Source organism: Streptomyces sp. SudanB52_2052, from assembly GCF_964272415.1.
Lineage (GTDB): Bacteria > Actinomycetota > Actinomycetes > Streptomycetales > Streptomycetaceae > Streptomyces > Streptomyces olindensis.
The window spans coordinates 3,432,141-3,447,121 of the sequence record NZ_OZ186796.1; the positions used below are offsets into that span (position 1 = coordinate 3,432,141).

Genomic DNA, 14,981 nt, shown 5'->3' on the forward strand with positions numbered 1-14,981 from the left:
CCCCCGGAATACGCAGTATGCCGACAGGTGATCAGTCGCTCAATAGATGAGAAGACGGTAAGAAATCCGTCGGCCGACTGTTACACGGCCGCCGGAACTCTGTTACAGGCTTGGGCGATTGCGCACGCGTGTTCTCCTTGACAAGAGCGGATGCCCGGCACACGCCCGACGAACGACGATGCCGCCGCCCGCCCGTGAAGGGCGGACGGCGGCATCGGGTCGTGGACCGGGGAAGCCGTCAGACGGCCGAACCCGCCTTCCACTGCGTCCAGTTCATGTTCCAGCCGTTGAGGCCGTTGTCCGGGGCGATGGTCTTGTCGCCGGTGTTCTCCACGACCACCACGTCACCGATCATCGAGTTGTCGAAGAACCACGCGCCCGGCGTGTTCGGGTCGTCCGCGCCCTTGGCGTCCTGGAGACCGACGCAGCCGTGGCTGGTGTTCACGTTGCCGAAGATGGACTTCGCGCCCCAGTAGTTGCCGTGGATGAACGTGCCGGAGGTGGACAGGCGCATGGCGTGCGGCACGTCCTTGATGTCGTACTCGCCCTTGCCGTCGTCGTCCGTGAAGCCCACGGTCGCGCCGTTCATCCGGGTCTCCTTGAACTTCTCGGAGATCACCATGCGGCCCTCGTAGGTCTTGTTCTCGGGGGCACCGGCCGAGATCGGGATCGTCCGCACGACCTTGCCGTCCTGCGTGACCTTCATCTGCTTGGTCTTCGCGTCGACGTAGGAGATCTGGTTGCGGCCGATCTTGAAGGTGACCGTCTTCTGCTGGACGCCGTAGACGCCCTCGGCGCCCTCGACACCGTCGAGCGCGAGCTTCAGCGTGACGGTGGAGCCTTCCTTCCAGTAGTCCTCGGGCCGGCAGTCCATGCGGTTGGCGTTGAACCAGTGGCAGGCGACCTCCTGGCCGCTGGTCGTGCTGACCTCGACGCCCTTCTGGACGGCCGCCTTGTTGGTGATCGCCTTGTCGAAGTTGATCGAGACCGGCATGCCGACGCCGACGGTGGTGCCGTCGTCCGGGGTGAAGTTGCCGATGAAGCTGTTGGCCGGGGAGACCGTGGTGAACGAGGCGTTCTCGTGGGCGACGCGACCGTCGGAGTCCTTCGCCTCCGCCGACAGCTTGTAGGTGGTGGAACGCTCCAGCTGCGCGCTGGGCTTCCAGCTGGTCTTGTCGGCGGATATCTGGCCGCTGACCTCCGTGCCGTCGGAGGTGGTCATCTTCACGTTCGTGAGCGTGCCCTTGCTCACCGTGACGGCCGCGGAGTTGTTGATCGAGGCGTTGTTCGAGCCGTCCTTGGGCGTGATCTTGATCTGGGCCTCGGAGGTCTTCTTGGCCGCCGCCTCGTCGACCTTCGACTGGGAGCTGTCCCCGCCGTCGCCGCCCGAGGCGTTGTCGTCGCCGCCGGAACACGCCGAGAGCACCAGCACTCCGCCGAGCAGTGCGGACGCGACCGTCAGGCCCCTGCGCCGCTTACTGACCGTCATCACACGCTTCTCCATCGTTGCCGATTTCCCCAAAACCCCGAGTGTCCCCGTCAGAAATCCAAGTGCCCCCGTCAGGACTCGCGAGTCCTCGTCGAGAACTGTCAACGCTACGACCGGTTCGCCCGGTTCCCCAGGTCACCCAGGTGTGGGGATCACCACGTCCGTGGCGTACGGTGCCGGGCGATGCGGCTGCGGTCGATGCGCCCCATGAGACGCGAAGACCCCGGACGGCGGTTGCCGCCCGGGGTCACCCATTTCCCCGGCAGTCTCAGCGGTCGCCGTCCTCGTCGTCGACGACATCATCCTCGTCGAGGTCCCAGTCCGGCGAATCGGGGTCGTAGTCGATCCGTTCACTGCTCCAGGAGGCCTGCTGGAGCTCCACCCCCGGCACCTGGCTGACCAGGTCGAACGGATCAACGAGATACGCGAGGGCCTCGGCGGTGTCCTCCGTCACAGCGCTCTCGGCGTGGGTCCGTTCCGCCGCGGGCATCCCGGCGTCGTCGGCGAGACGACGCAGCGCGGACTTGGTGACGGCGTCGGGGTCCTCGACTTCGAGAACGACTTCCACCCGAACCCGTACAAACCGTGATGTCTCTGGAGTGCTCATGGCGGGAGCGTACGGCCAAGAGCTCCCGTGACTTTCCCGTGACCCGCGCCTTTCACTAACATCGCCCCACACGGCCAATTCGCCGACGTCACAAGGGGATCGATATTCCGTGTCATCCGCTCGCCGCCCGTTGCTGACCGCCACCGCCGCGGCGACCCTGCTGGGCGCCCTGTGGTTCGTCCCGTCCGCCAACGCGACGTCGGACTCCCCGGTGAGAGACGCGGTCGGGACGAGCCCGTCGCCGCTGGTCACGGAGCAGGCGCGGATCGCCGCGACGACCGCCGACACCTCCGTCACCGGTACCCGGCTGGCCGACACCGGCAGCTTCGACAGCACCCCGTACGTGATCGGCGGGACCCTCTGCCTCACGCTGGGCGCCGGGTTCGTGGTGTATTCGGTCCGCCGGGAACGGCTCGGTTTCTGACCGCACTTGACGAGGGCCCCGCCGGTCGGCGAGGCCCTTCTTCTGCTCTGCGGGCCGCTCTGGAGGTCCCTGCGCTGCCCCGCGGGCCGTTCTATCGGAGCGGTCCGGTGACGGTCTCCACCGCGGCCAGCAGCCGGCCCTCGCGCAGGAACGCGTCCGCCACCGCCAGGTCGGGCGCCAGGAACCGGTCCGGTCCGGGGCCCTGGACGCCCGCGTCCCGCAGGGCGTCGATGACCGCCCGCGACGCGGGCGCCGGGGTCAGCCCCTCGCGCAGTTCGATCGCGCGCGTGGCGGCGTACAGCTCGACGGCCAGGACCCGGGCGAGGTTGTCGACGGCCGTGCGCAGCTTCCGCGCCGCCGACCAGCCCATCGAGACGTGGTCCTCCTGCATGGCGGAGGACGGGATCGAATCGGCGGACGCCGGTACGGCGAGCCGCTTCAGCTCGCTCACCAGCGCGGCCTGCGTGTACTGAGCGATCATCAGGCCCGAGTCCACACCGGCGTCGTCGGCGAGGAAGGGCGGCAGGCCGTGGCTGCGGTTCTTGTCGAGCAGCCGGTCGGTGCGCCGCTCCGCGATGGAGCCGAGGTCGGCGGCGGCGATGGCGAGGAAGTCCAGGACGTAGGCGACGGGCGCCCCGTGGAAGTTGCCGTTGGACTCCACGCGCCCGTCGGCCAGGACGACGGGGTTGTCCACCGCGGAGGCCAGCTCTCGGTCGGCGACCAGCCGGGCGTGCGCCAGGGTGTCCCGCCCGGCCCCGGCGACCTGCGGGGCGCAGCGCACCGAGTAGGCGTCCTGGACGCGCGGCGCGTCGTCCTGGTGATGGCCCGTCAGGCCCGAGCCCTTCAGCACGGCCAGCATGTTGGCGGCGCTGGCGGCCTGCCCCGGGTGCGGCCGGATGGCGTGCAGCTCGGGGGCGAGGACCTTGTCGGTGCCGAGCAGGGCCTCCAGGGAGAGGGCGGCGGTGACGTCGGCGGAGCGGTAGAGCGTGTCCAGGTCGGCCAGGGCCATGACGAGCATGCCGAGCATGCCGTCGGTGCCGTTGAGGAGGGCGAGGCCCTCCTTCTCGCGCAGTTCGACCGGCTGGATGCCGTGCGCGGCGAGGAGTTCGGCGGCCGGGCGCACGACGCCGTCGGGGCCCTCGGCGTCACCCTCCCCCATGAGCGTGAGCGCGCAGTGGGACAACGGCGCGAGGTCGCCGGAGCAGCCGAGGCTGCCGTACTCGTGCACGACCGGGGTGATACCGGCGTTGAGGAGGGCGGCCATGGTCCGCGCGACCTCGGGCCGTACGCCGGTGTGCCCGGAGCAGACGGTCTTCAGCCGCAGGAACATCAGGGCGCGGACGACCTCGCGTTCCACCCTCGGCCCCATCCCGGCTGCGTGCGAGCGGACGATGTTGCGCTGGAGCTGGGCGCGCAGCTCCGGGCTGATGTGCCGGGTCGCCAGGGCGCCGAAGCCGGTGCTCACGCCATACACGGGGTCCGGCTTGGCCGCCAGCGCGTCCACGATCTCGCGGGCCGCGGCGAGGGCGGCCACGGCCTCCTCGGAGAGCTCGACGCGGGCGCCGGCACGCGCCACGGCGAGCACGTCGGACGCGGTCACCCCGGACGTCCCCACCACCACAGTGTGCATATCCATATTCAGGAGCGTACGCAGTGAATTCGATGATGTCACCACTGGGGGGCGGGGTTCGCCCCTTACTGATGCGTCACACCGCCGGACGGCTTCAGGGCGCGTGCCGGCCGCGGAAGCGCCGGCGTTCGCCCTCGGCCTCCTGGGACGGCTCGTCCGCGAGCCGCACCACGGGATCGTCCGGCCCGGCCCGGCCGGCGACCACCGGCCGGGTGGCCCGCTCGGCCTTGGCCCGGTACTGGGCGGCGTCGGCGAGCCGGAACAGTCGGCGGGCGGAGCGTACGGGCCCGATCGGATCCTCGGTGGACGCGACACCGCAGGCCACGCCGTCCCCCATCTCCAACTCGGCGGCCCGGCGGCACAGTTCGCCGGCCGCCTTCACGACCTGGTCGGCGGGCGGCCCGACGGCGAGCAGGCAGAACTCGTCCCCGCCGAGCCGTGCCGCCAGGGCCCCCGGCAGCATGGCCCCGCACAGCGACAGCACCGAGCCGAAACGCTCCAGGAGCCGGTCGCCGGCGGCGTGCCCGTGGGTGTCGTTGACCCGCTTGAGCCCGTTGAGGTCGCAGACGACCAGGCTGACGACGGATCCGTCCCGGCGGTGCCGCTCGATCGCCCGCTCCAGGCGTACGTCCACGGCACGGCGGTTGGCGAGCCCGGTGAGCGCGTCGGTGTACGCGAGGCGGCGGGCCTCCTCCAGCCGCTCCGTCTGGGCGATGCCGGCGGCCACGACGGAGGCGAGGACGGTGGCGAAGTCGGCGTCGGCCCGCTCGAAGACGGGCTCCCCGACCGGCCTCGCCACGTACAGCTCGCCCCAGGCCCTGCCGTGCAGCACGATCGGCGCGACCACGCAGCAGCCGCGGCCCCGGCGGCGCAGGGCGGCGACGCGCTGGTGGCAGTACCCGGGCTGCCCGGCGGCGGGCCCTGCGGCGGTCTCCACCCACGCGTCCGGCTCCCCGCCGCCGGCCCACTGCTCGTGCAGGAACTCGGTGATCTCCGCGAACTGGTGCACCGGATACGCCTCGTCCTCGGGGAACTCCTCCTCCCCCTGGGCCAGCTCGCCGACGTTCACGAGGACCTTCAGCCGCCCGAGCTCCCGCTCCCACACCGACAGCGCGGCGAAACTCCCGCCCAGCGCCCGGCACGCCCCGGCAGCCGCGGCACGCCACGCCTCACGTGACCCGTGCGCCGCCGCCATCCCCTGAGCCAACGCGACGACGGCCGCGAGCCGTCTGTCCTCACCCATCACTCCAGGCTAGGGAGTTTCCAGCCAGACTGACCTGTTTACGACGCGAACGGGGACGACTTGGCATGGGGACGACCCAGCGGCGGACACATGTCGGATCACTCCCCCGGCCACTCCGGCTTGCGCCGCTCGTTGAACGCCGCGACGCCCTCCGCCCGGTCCCCCGAGAACGCCACGGCCCGCCACGCCGCGTCCTCCACCTCCAGCCCGGCCCGCAGATCCAGCCCCTGCCCGAGCCGCAGCGCGCGCTTCGCCGCCCGCAACCCCACCGGCGAGTTCCCGGCGATCCGCGCCGCCAGCGCCAACGCCTCCTCCCGGTCCCGCCCGGCCTCCACCACCTGGTCGACCAGCCCCAACTCGCCCGCCTCCACGGCCTCCACCCGCCGCGCCGAGAAGATCAGCTCGGCCGCCCGGGCCGCCCCCACCCGCCGCGGCAGCAACTGCGTACCGCCGCCGCCGGGAATCACCCCCACCGACACCTCCGGCAGGCCCACCACCGCCGTACGGTCCGCCACGATCACGTCGCAGGCCAGCGCCAGCTCGAAGCCGCCGCCCAGCGCGAACCCGTGCACCGCCGCCACCGTCGGCACCGGCAGCTCCAGCACCGCGGTGTACGCCCCGCGCGTCACCGGCCGCTGCCGCAGCAGATCCGCGTCGCTGAACGAGTTCCGCTCCTTCAGATCGGCCCCGACGCAGAACGCCCGCTCATGCGTCGAGGTCAGCACCACCACCCGGACGTCCCGGTCCTCCCCCAGCGCCGCGCACGCCCCGGCCAGGCACCGCGCCATCTCCGTCGACACGGCGTTCATGGCCTTGGGCCGGTCGAGGACGAGCTCCGCGACATGCCCCTGCTCATGCCGCCGCACCAGCACGAACTCACCGAACCGTTCCTCACTCATGACACCCTCCGGTTAACGCGGGTTAACAACATCGCGTTCCGATCATCGCAGCCGCGCCGCACCCGCGAAAGAGCGGACGCGTCCGGTTCCCGCACCCACCACCCGCCCACCCGTTCGAGTGACATCCCCCCAACTCGGGCCCGACCGCCCATGGCAGCGCATAACGTGCGTCAGCCACGGCGCACTGGGGGCGCGTGCGCATCGGGAGGGACCGTGATGACGACGAACACGCCGGCGACGCCGCGACGGAACACCGGGGCCGTCACGGCACCCCGCCGACCTGAGCCGGCCAGGCCCTACGAATCGACCCCGTACGAACCGGCCCCGGCGGAACCCGGTCTCTTCACCCCCCGCGTCCGCGGCCGCCACCGCAAGCCCCGCCCCCGCAAGGTCCTGCTCGCCGCCGGTGGCCTGGCCCTGGCCGCGGGCGCCCTGAGCCTCGTACGCCTGGCCTCCGGACCGAGCACCGACAGCGTCGGCACCGTCGAGGCCGAGCCCCGCCCGGACCCGGTCCCCACCGGCGCGGACGAGGCCGCCGACACCGCCGCGAGCTTCCCGGCCGCCGGACCCGAGGCGAGCCCCTCGTCACCCACCGCCCTGGGCGGCCTGACCCCGTCACCGGCCACCCGGGGACCGGCGGCCTCCCGCGCCCCGGCCACCACGACCGACGCGCGCGGGACGGACGGGGTGCCCAGGGCCGTCGCGCCCGGCGCCACGACCGTCCCCGACCGGCCGAACGCCCCGGCGCCCGCCCCCACGGCGGACACCCCACGCCCGGCCCCGACCGCACCCCCGAGCGGGGCGGCGCCCGCCCCGGCTCCCGAGCCCGACGAGCCGAGGAAGCCGCCGAAGAAGCCCCAGGACCCCGGCCTGTGCGTGCCGGTCATCGGCCTGTGCGTGGACACACCGGGCGACCGCGACTGAGCCGGGCTCGCCCCCTCCGGTGGCTTACGGCCGCACGTCCCGCCGCGTGAGCAGCCACGGCTCCACGACGCCCAGGCCACGCACCGGCCGCTGCCACATCGGCTGCAGCGCGAACCGGTACTCCGGCGGCTCCTCGCCCTCCTTCTCCGCCGCCGCGGCCTCCTCGGCCGCCTCCGCCTCGGAGGCCGGGGCGTCCTGCGTGCGGATCAGCTCCTCGGCGAAGGCGGTGTCGACGAGGACGGCGTCCTTCGGAGCTATCGAGGTGAGCCGGGACGCCAGGTTCACGGTCGTACCGAAGACATCACCCATACGGGTGGTCACCGTGCCGAACGCCATGCCGACGCGCAGCTCCGGCATCGTCTCGTCGTGCGCCATGGTCTCGATCAGCCGCAGCGCGATCTCGGCGGCCGTGCCGGCGTCGTCGGCGGCGTACAGCACCTCGTCGCCGAGGGTCTTGATCAGCCGTCCGCCGTTCGCGGCCACCAGGTCGGCGGCCGTGGTCTCGAAGGCCTCGACCAGCTCGCCGAGCTCCTCCTCCTCCATCCGGCGGGTCAGCCGCGTGAACCCGACCAGGTCGGCGAAGCCGACGGCGAGCCGGCGGTCGACCATCTCCTCGTCGTCGGCGGCCTGCACGACCCGTCCGGCCGAGGCTGCGAGCTGGCGGCGCCAGACGTAGACCAGGAACTCCTCCAGCTCGGGCAGGAGCAGCTCGACGATCGGGTACGTCACCTCGGTGCGCGTCATGCCCGGCTCGGGCGGCTCGGTGAGCCCCTCCAGGAACGAGTCGATCTGCCACTCGGCGAGTCGCGCGGTGGTCTGCCCGGTGGACCGGGCCACCTGGACGGCCATCGCCTCGCTCAGCAGGCCCGCTTCGACGAGGCCGGCGAGGCGCCGCAGTGCCAGGACGTCCGCCTCCGTGAGGGCCTTGGCCTGCCCGATGTCGGCGAAGCCCATCGCCCGCCAGAAGCGGGAGGCCAGTTCCATGGAGACACCGGCGCTGCGGGCCGCCTGGAACGGGGTGTAGCGGCGCTCGGCGCCCAGGATGAGCTGTTCCAGCCGCAGGGCGAGCGGATCCTCGCCGGGGTCGGCGCCCTGCGCGTCCGTGCCGGAACCCGAGTCGTCGACGGTCACGCGTGCTGCCCTTCCGATCTGTCACGGTCATGTATCGACCGGCCTCAACTCTACGGCAGGTGTGCGCCAGCTCACTCCGTTTGGTCTGGCCGGGGGTGGGGTGCCCGGCGTTTGCTCGGCACGCGGCGTCAGTGCCCGGCCTCCCTGGGGGCTGCCGCCCCCAGGCCCCCGCTTCGGCCTGAACGGACTCGTCCTCAATCGCCGGACGGGCCACTCGGCGCGCCCCGGTCTCAGCCTCAGGCAGGCCGCAAGTGCACGATGTCCCCCGCCCCCACAGGCTCCTGCACCCCCTCCCCCGTCGCCAGCACCAGCCGCCCGTCCCCGTCCACCGCGACGGCCTCTCCCACCACGGCCCGATCGCCGGGCAACTCCGCCCGCACTTCCCGCCCGAGCGTCGCGCACCCCGCCGCGTACGCCTCCTGCAAACCGCTCACCCCGGGGTCACCCCCTGCCGCACGCCACTTCCCGTACCACTCCTCCAGCGAACGAAGCACTGCCCGGAGCAGCGGATCCCGGTCCGTGCTCACGGCCCCGGCCAGCGCCAGCGACCCGGCCGTCGGCACGGGCAGCTCGTCCTCCTTCAGCGTGACGTTGATGCCGACCCCGATGACGACCCCGTCGTCACCGGCCCGCTCGGCGAGGATCCCCCCGGCCTTGCGTTCCTCTCCCCCCACGGTGACCAGCAGGTCGTTCGGCCACTTCAGAGCCGTGTCGACACCCGCCGCCCGCGCCAGCCCCGTCGCCACCGCGACGCCCGTGAGCAGCGGCAGCCAGCCCCACCGCGCCACCGGCACCTCGCCCGGCTTGAGCAGCACGGAGAAGAACAGCCCCGACCGGGGAGGGGCCGTCCACTGCCGGTCCAGGCGCCCCCGCCCGGCCGTCTGCTCCTCGGCGACGAGCACCGCCCCCTCGGCGGCCCCGCCCTCGGCCGCCCGGGCCACCAGGTCGGAGTTGGTCGAGCCGGTGCGCTGGACGATCTCCACCTCCGACCACAGCCCTCCCTCCCGCACCAGTCCCCGGCGCAGGGCGGTGATGTTGAGGGGCGGCCGATCCAGGTCGGACCAGCGGCTCCCGTTCGGCTCTGATGCATCGCGCGGCGTCATGCAAGCCACCCTAGGTGTGGTAAACGCCGCACTGCCGATGCGGAGGCACCCCACTACGCTACGGATGAGTAACCGTCCCCCCTTTTTGAGCAGGCAGGGAGCCGCATCCCGATGTCCGAGCCGGAAGAGCAGCAGCAGCCTGACATTCACACGACCGCGGGCAAGCTCGCGGATCTGAAGCGCCGCATCGAGGAAGCGACGCACGCCGGCTCCGCACGCGCCGTGGAGAAGCAGCACGCCAAGGGCAAGCTGACGGCCCGTGAGCGGATCGAGCTCCTGCTCGACGAGGGGTCCTTCGTCGAGCTCGACGAGTTCGCCCGGCACCGTTCCACCAACTTCGGCCTCGACAAGAACCGCCCGTACGGCGACGGCGTCGTCACCGGGTACGGCACCGTCGACGGCCGCCCGGTCGCCGTGTTCTCGCAGGACTTCACCGTCTTCGGCGGGGCGCTGGGCGAGGTCTACGGGCAGAAGATCGTCAAGGTCATGGACTTCGCCCTGAAGACCGGCTGCCCGGTCATCGGCATCAACGACTCCGGTGGCGCCCGCATCCAGGAGGGCGTGGCCTCCCTCGGGGCGTACGGCGAGATCTTCCGCCGCAACACCCACGCCTCCGGCGTCATCCCGCAGATCAGCCTGGTCGTCGGGCCGTGCGCGGGCGGCGCGGTCTACTCCCCGGCGATCACCGACTTCACGGTCATGGTCGACCAGACCTCGCACATGTTCATCACCGGCCCGGACGTCATCAAGACCGTCACCGGTGAGGACGTCGGCTTCGAGGAGCTGGGCGGCGCCCGGACCCACAACGCGACTTCCGGGGTCGCCCACCACATGGCGGGCGACGAGAAGGACGCGATCGAGTACATCAAGCAGCTGCTGTCGTACCTGCCGTCCAACAACCTCTCCGAGCCGCCCGCCTTCCCGGAGGAGGCCGACCTGGAGGTCACGGACGAGGACCGCGAGCTGGACGCGATCGTCCCGGACAGCGCGAACCAGCCGTACGACATGCACGCGGTGATCGAGCACGTCCTGGACGACGCCGAGTTCTTCGAGACGCAGCCGCTGTACGCGCCGAACATCCTCACCGGCTTCGGCCGGGTCGAGGGCCACCCGGTCGGCATCATCGCCAACCAGCCGACGCAGCTCGCCGGCTGCCTGGACATCAAGGCCAGCGAGAAGGCGGCCCGGTTCGTGCGCACGTGTGACGCCTTCAACGTCCCGGTCCTCACCTTCGTCGACGTCCCCGGCTTCCTGCCCGGCGTCGACCAGGAGCACGACGGCATCATCCGCCGCGGCGCCAAGCTGATCTACGCCTACGCCGAGGCGACCGTCCCGCTGATCACGATCATCACCCGCAAGGCGTTCGGCGGCGCCTACGACGTCATGGGCTCCAAGCACCTCGGCGCCGACCTCAACCTCGCCTGGCCCACCGCCCAGATCGCCGTCATGGGCGCCCAGGGCGCGGTCAACATCCTGCACCGCCGCACCCTCGCCGAGGCCGAGGCGGGCGGCGAGGACCTGGAGGCGGTCCGGGCCCGGCTGATCCAGGAGTACGAGGACACCCTCCTCAACCCCTACGTCGCGGCCGAGCGCGGCTACGTCGACGCGGTGATCCTTCCGTCCGACACCCGCCGGCACGTCGTGCGGGGTCTGCGTCAACTGCGGACGAAGCGGGAATCCCTGCCTCCGAAGAAGCACGGCAACATCCCCCTCTAGCCACCAGGAGCCCACATGACGATCAAGGTCGTACGGGGCAACCCGACCCCGGAGGAGCTGGCCGCCGCCCTGGCGGTGGTCAGGGCCCGCGCCGCGGCGGCGGCCGAGACGCCGCCCGGCGCGCCGACCCCTCGCGACTCCTGGTCCGACCCGTCCCGCATCGCGGCCCACCGCCTGCCCCAGCCGGGTCCGGCGGCCTGGGGCCGCACCTACTGGCCGGCCTGAAGCTCTCCGGGCGCGGGGAACCGCGCACGGCGGAACAACGCGGGGCGCCGATTTGAGTACGCCTACTCAGGCGCCCCGCCCTGCCAGGCCGCACGCTGGACTCATGCTGTGGTCCGACCCCGAGAACGAACCGCCCCAGGAACTGCGTGACATGCAGGGCAAGCTGCGGCGGCTGAGCGTTCTCCTGGCCCTGGCCATGGTGCTGGCGATGCTGGTGATCGGTGTGAGGTGAGGCCGCGACGGCTCGCCGATACGCTGAACGCATGACAGATCAGCCGCGCCGCCGACTCGTCCTCGCCTCCCAGTCCCCCGCCCGGCTCGGCCTGCTCCGCCAGGCCGGCCTCGCCCCCGAGGTGATCGTGAGCGGCGTCGACGAGGACGCCGTCACCGCCCCCACCCCCGCCGAGCTGGCACTCGCCCTCGCCGAGGCGAAGGCCTCCGTCGTGGCCGCGCGGCCGGAGGCCAAGGGCGCGATCGTGATCGGCTGCGACTCGGTGCTCGACCTGGACGGCCAGGCCCTCGGAAAGCCCGCGGACGCCGAGGAGGCCACCGCCCGCTGGAAGGCGATGCGCGGCCGGGCCGGCACCCTCCAGACGGGCCACTGCGTCTACGACACCCTGCAGGGCCGCTACGTCTCCGCCACCGCGTCCACGATCGTCCACTTCGGTGAACCCACCGACGAGGAGATCGCCGCCTACGTCGCCTCCGGCGAACCCCTCTACGTCGCCGGGGCGTTCACGCTGGACGGCCGCTCGGCCCCGTTCATCGACGGCATCGACGGCGACCACGGCAACGTCATCGGCATCAGTCTGCCCCTCGTCCGCCGGCTCCTCGCCCGACTGGGGATCGGCATCACGGAGTTGTGGGCGTCGGCTCAGAAGTGACCGGGGACCCGTCGCCGCCCTTCCCGCCCTCGGGCGCGGCGTCGGCGGGCTCGGCCGGACGGTCGTACGTCATCAGCAGCAGCACGATCAGGGCGAGCACCAGCACCATGAACAGGAACGCGGGCCAGCCGACGAGCCCCCAGGTGAAGGCGCCCAGGATCCCGTGCACGACCGCCGCGCTGATCAGCAGCACACGCCCGAAGCCCGCCGGGGGCCGGTTCCGCAGCGCCACGAGCAGGGCGACCAGGCCGCACAGCGCGAAGTAGAGGCCGAAGGCGATCCCGCCGATCTTCGACGACACCGACATCATGTGCGGGTCGAGCCCGGCCAGGGACATGTCCTGCCGGTCGACGACGACCCCCAGGAACCAGTTGAGCCCCGCGATGCCGAACGCCTCGGCGAACAGCACCACCGCCACGATCCACGCCACCGGCCTGCGCACCACCGGGCCCACCCACTTACCCCTAGTACGTTCGAGAGACAGCGCGAACGCTACTAACGAGTAAACCCGGGGACAAGAGTTCGACGGCGGGCAAAGAATCATTGGGCCATTCGTAGGGACTCCACAAAGAAACTGAGTGGCCCGCAGCACGTGATGACAGAGACCTTCCCCACAGGGGACGGCTAGGGTTTCCCGGAGGAGTGCTGCGTACTGCGGTGCGACAAGGGATTTTGCGGGTCGAGCGAGCCTCGCATCACGCTCCGTGTGGGCAAGCTCACCACTGGGGACGGGTCGAAGTGCCGTGTCGGCAGTCCCTAAACTCGGCTTGTTTCAAGGAGGGAGCCTCAATCGTGCGCAAGGTGCTCATCGCCAACCGTGGCGAAATCGCTGTCCGCGTGGCCCGGGCCTGCCGGGACGCCGGGATCGCGAGCGTGGCCGTCTACGCCGACCCGGACCGGGACGCTCTGCATGTCCGCGCCGCGGATGAGGCGTTCGCCCTGGGCGGTGACACCCCGGGCACCAGCTACCTCGACATCGAGAAGGTGCTGAAGGCCGCGCGGGAGTCGGGCGCGGACGCCATCCACCCCGGCTACGGCTTCCTCTCCGAGAACGCCGACTTCGCCCAGGCGGTCCTGGACGCGGGCCTGATCTGGATCGGCCCGCCCCCGCAGGCGATCCGCGACCTGGGTGACAAGGTCGCCGCCCGGCACATCGCGCAGCGCGCGGGCGCCCCGCTGGTGGCGGGCACGTCCGACCCGGTGTCCGGCGCCGACGAGGTCGTCGCCTTCGCCGAGGAGCACGGCCTGCCCATCGCCATCAAGGCGGCGTTCGGCGGCGGCGGCCGCGGCCTGAAGGTCGCGCGCACGCTGGAGGAAGTGCCGGAGCTGTACGACTCGGCGGTCCGCGAGGCCGTGGCGGCCTTCGGCCGCGGCGAGTGCTTCGTCGAGCGCTACCTCGACAAGCCTCGCCACGTCGAGACCCAGTGCCTGGCCGACCAGCACGGCAATGTGGTGGTCGTCTCCACCCGTGACTGCTCCCTCCAGCGCCGCCACCAGAAGCTGGTCGAGGAGGCCCCCGCGCCGTTCCTCTCCGACGCGCAGGTGGAGGAGCTGTACCGCGCGTCGAAGGCGATCCTGAAGGAGGCCGGTTACGTCGGCGCCGGCACGGTCGAGTTCCTCGTCGGCCTCGACGGCACGATCTCCTTCCTCGAGGTCAACACCCGTCTGCAGGTGGAGCACCCGGTCACGGAGGAGGTCGCCGGCATCGACCTGGTGCGGGAGATGTTCCGCATCGCCGACGGCGAGGAGCTGGGCTACGACGACCCGGCCCTGCGCGGCCACTCCTTCGAGTTCCGCATCAACGGCGAGGACCCGGGCCGCAACTTCCTGCCCGCGCCCGGTACGGTCACCACCTTCGCACCGCCGTCCGGCCCGGGTGTCCGCCTGGACGCGGGCGTGGAGTCCGGTTCGGTCATCGGCCCCGCGTGGGACTCCCTGCTGGCGAAGCTGATCGTCACGGGCCGCACCCGCAAGGAGGCCCTGCAGCGGGCCGCCCGGGCCCTGGAGGAGTTCCAGGTCGAGGGCATGGCGACGGCGATCCCGTTCCACCGCGCGGTGGTGAAGGACCCGGCGTTCGCGCCGGAGCTCACCGGTTCGTCGGACCCGTTCACGGTCCACACGCGCTGGATCGAGACGGAGTTCGTCAACGAGATCAAGCCGTTCGCCGCGCCGGCCGACGCCGAGGCGGACGAGGAGCCGGGCCGCGAGACGGTCGTCGTCGAGGTCGGCGGCAAGCGGCTCGAGGTCTCCCTGCCGTCCTCGCTGGGCATGTCCCTGGCCCGTACGGGCCTCGCGGCGGGCGCCAAGCCGAAGCGCCGCGCGGCGAAGAAGTCGGGCCCGGTCGCCTCCGGCGACACCCTCGCCTCCCCGATGCAGGGCACGATCGTCAAGGTCGCGGTCGAGGAGGGCCAGGAGGTCAAGGAGGGCGACCTGGTCGTCGTCCTGGAGGCCATGAAGATGGAACAGCCCCTGAACGCCCACAAGTCCGGCACGATCAAGGGCCTGTCGGCGGAGATCGGCGCGTCGGTGACATCCGGCGCGGCGATCTGCGAGATCAAGGACTGAACCGACCGAGCACTTCACCAACGGCGCGGCCCCTGACGGGGCCGCGCCTCACTCAGCTGCGGGCATGCGTGCCGCTAGGGGCGGCACGGGTGGGCGCAGCAGCACCCCGCGGCGCCGGGTTGCGCAACGCCCCGCCCTCAG

The 14,981-nt window shown here is 71.9% G+C and carries 15 protein-coding genes; 7 read left to right on the forward strand and 8 right to left on the reverse strand.

Annotated elements, in window-relative coordinates; genetic code table 11:
* Window positions 1-238: 238 nt before the first annotated feature.
* The gene (locus ACSUPV_RS14985; protein ID WP_031119779.1) at window positions 239-1,489 is read right to left on the reverse strand and encodes a L,D-transpeptidase; all 1,251 of its coding nucleotides are present in this window, start codon (window positions 1,487-1,489) and stop codon (window positions 239-241) included.
* A gap of 268 nt (window positions 1,490-1,757) precedes the next feature.
* Window positions 1,758-2,096: a hypothetical protein gene (locus ACSUPV_RS14990; RefSeq protein WP_051648264.1), complete on the reverse strand. Its 339-nt coding sequence runs from the start codon at window positions 2,094-2,096 to the stop codon at window positions 1,758-1,760.
* A gap of 130 nt (window positions 2,097-2,226) precedes the next feature.
* On the opposite strand from ACSUPV_RS14990, the gene ACSUPV_RS14995 reads away from it, so the two are divergent.
* Window positions 2,227-2,520 carry a hypothetical protein gene (locus ACSUPV_RS14995; RefSeq protein ID WP_031119781.1) on the forward strand — a complete coding sequence of 98 codons (294 nt, stop codon included), beginning with the start codon at window positions 2,227-2,229 and terminating at the stop codon, window positions 2,518-2,520.
* 91 nt (window positions 2,521-2,611) lie between these two features.
* On the opposite strand, the gene hutH is transcribed toward ACSUPV_RS14995, so the two are convergent.
* The 3 genes from hutH to ACSUPV_RS15010 all read right to left on the reverse strand — a co-directional run bounded on the left by hutH (window position 2,612) and on the right by ACSUPV_RS15010 (window position 6,292).
* Window positions 2,612-4,150: a histidine ammonia-lyase gene (hutH, locus tag ACSUPV_RS15000; RefSeq protein ID WP_031119782.1), complete on the reverse strand. Its 1,539-nt coding sequence runs from the start codon at window positions 4,148-4,150 to the stop codon at window positions 2,612-2,614.
* A gap of 94 nt (window positions 4,151-4,244) precedes the next feature.
* Entirely contained in the window at window positions 4,245-5,393 is a 1,149-nt protein-coding gene (locus tag ACSUPV_RS15005) for a GGDEF domain-containing protein (RefSeq protein ID WP_382612831.1), read from the reverse strand.
* Between the two features lie 98 nt (window positions 5,394-5,491).
* Window positions 5,492-6,292 (reverse strand): enoyl-CoA hydratase/isomerase family protein, encoded by an 801-nt coding sequence (locus ACSUPV_RS15010; RefSeq protein WP_031119784.1) that lies wholly within the window; start codon window positions 6,290-6,292, stop codon window positions 5,492-5,494.
* Window positions 6,293-6,508: 216 nt separating this feature from the next.
* Here ACSUPV_RS15010 and ACSUPV_RS15015 point away from each other — a divergent pair, with 216 nt between their 5' ends.
* Window positions 6,509-7,216 (forward strand): hypothetical protein, encoded by a 708-nt coding sequence (locus ACSUPV_RS15015; protein WP_436947649.1) that lies wholly within the window; start codon window positions 6,509-6,511, stop codon window positions 7,214-7,216.
* Between the two features lie 24 nt (window positions 7,217-7,240).
* Here the strand turns inward: ACSUPV_RS15015 and ACSUPV_RS15020 are convergent, their stop codons facing one another.
* Together ACSUPV_RS15020 and ACSUPV_RS15025 are read right to left on the reverse strand one after the other, a co-directional pair.
* A complete protein-coding gene (locus ACSUPV_RS15020) occupies window positions 7,241-8,347 on the reverse strand; it encodes an adenylate/guanylate cyclase domain-containing protein (protein ID WP_359787684.1) in 1,107 nt (368 codons plus the stop codon).
* Between the two features lie 236 nt (window positions 8,348-8,583).
* On the reverse strand, window positions 8,584-9,450 hold the full coding sequence (locus tag ACSUPV_RS15025; RefSeq protein WP_037757554.1) for a biotin--[acetyl-CoA-carboxylase] ligase: 867 nt from the start codon (window positions 9,448-9,450) through the stop codon (window positions 8,584-8,586).
* Window positions 9,451-9,561: 111 nt separating this feature from the next.
* Between ACSUPV_RS15025 and ACSUPV_RS15030 the strand changes: the two genes are divergently transcribed.
* The 4 genes from ACSUPV_RS15030 to ACSUPV_RS15045 all read left to right on the forward strand — a co-directional run bounded on the left by ACSUPV_RS15030 (window position 9,562) and on the right by ACSUPV_RS15045 (window position 12,275).
* Window positions 9,562-11,166 (forward strand): acyl-CoA carboxylase subunit beta, encoded by a 1,605-nt coding sequence (locus ACSUPV_RS15030; RefSeq protein ID WP_031119788.1) that lies wholly within the window; start codon window positions 9,562-9,564, stop codon window positions 11,164-11,166.
* A 15-nt stretch (window positions 11,167-11,181) separates the two neighbouring features.
* Window positions 11,182-11,391 carry an acyl-CoA carboxylase epsilon subunit gene (locus tag ACSUPV_RS15035; RefSeq protein ID WP_031119789.1) on the forward strand — a complete coding sequence of 70 codons (210 nt, stop codon included), beginning with the start codon at window positions 11,182-11,184 and terminating at the stop codon, window positions 11,389-11,391.
* A gap of 103 nt (window positions 11,392-11,494) precedes the next feature.
* On the forward strand, window positions 11,495-11,623 hold the full coding sequence (gene mmpB / locus ACSUPV_RS15040; RefSeq protein ID WP_359787688.1) for a morphogenic membrane protein MmpB: 129 nt from the start codon (window positions 11,495-11,497) through the stop codon (window positions 11,621-11,623).
* A 31-nt stretch (window positions 11,624-11,654) separates the two neighbouring features.
* Window positions 11,655-12,275, forward strand: a complete 621-nt coding sequence (locus ACSUPV_RS15045; RefSeq protein WP_031119790.1) for a Maf family protein — start codon at window positions 11,655-11,657, stop codon at window positions 12,273-12,275.
* On the opposite strand, the gene ACSUPV_RS15050 is transcribed toward ACSUPV_RS15045, so the two are convergent.
* Window positions 12,244-12,720: a hypothetical protein gene (locus ACSUPV_RS15050; protein ID WP_037757551.1), complete on the reverse strand. Its 477-nt coding sequence runs from the start codon at window positions 12,718-12,720 to the stop codon at window positions 12,244-12,246. The genes ACSUPV_RS15045 and ACSUPV_RS15050 overlap by 32 nt on opposite strands.
* Before the next feature lie 347 nt (window positions 12,721-13,067).
* Here ACSUPV_RS15050 and ACSUPV_RS15055 point away from each other — a divergent pair, with 347 nt between their 5' ends.
* A complete protein-coding gene (locus tag ACSUPV_RS15055) occupies window positions 13,068-14,840 on the forward strand; it encodes an acetyl/propionyl/methylcrotonyl-CoA carboxylase subunit alpha (RefSeq protein WP_037757548.1) in 1,773 nt (590 codons plus the stop codon).
* The last annotated feature ends 141 nt before the right edge of the window (window positions 14,841-14,981 follow it).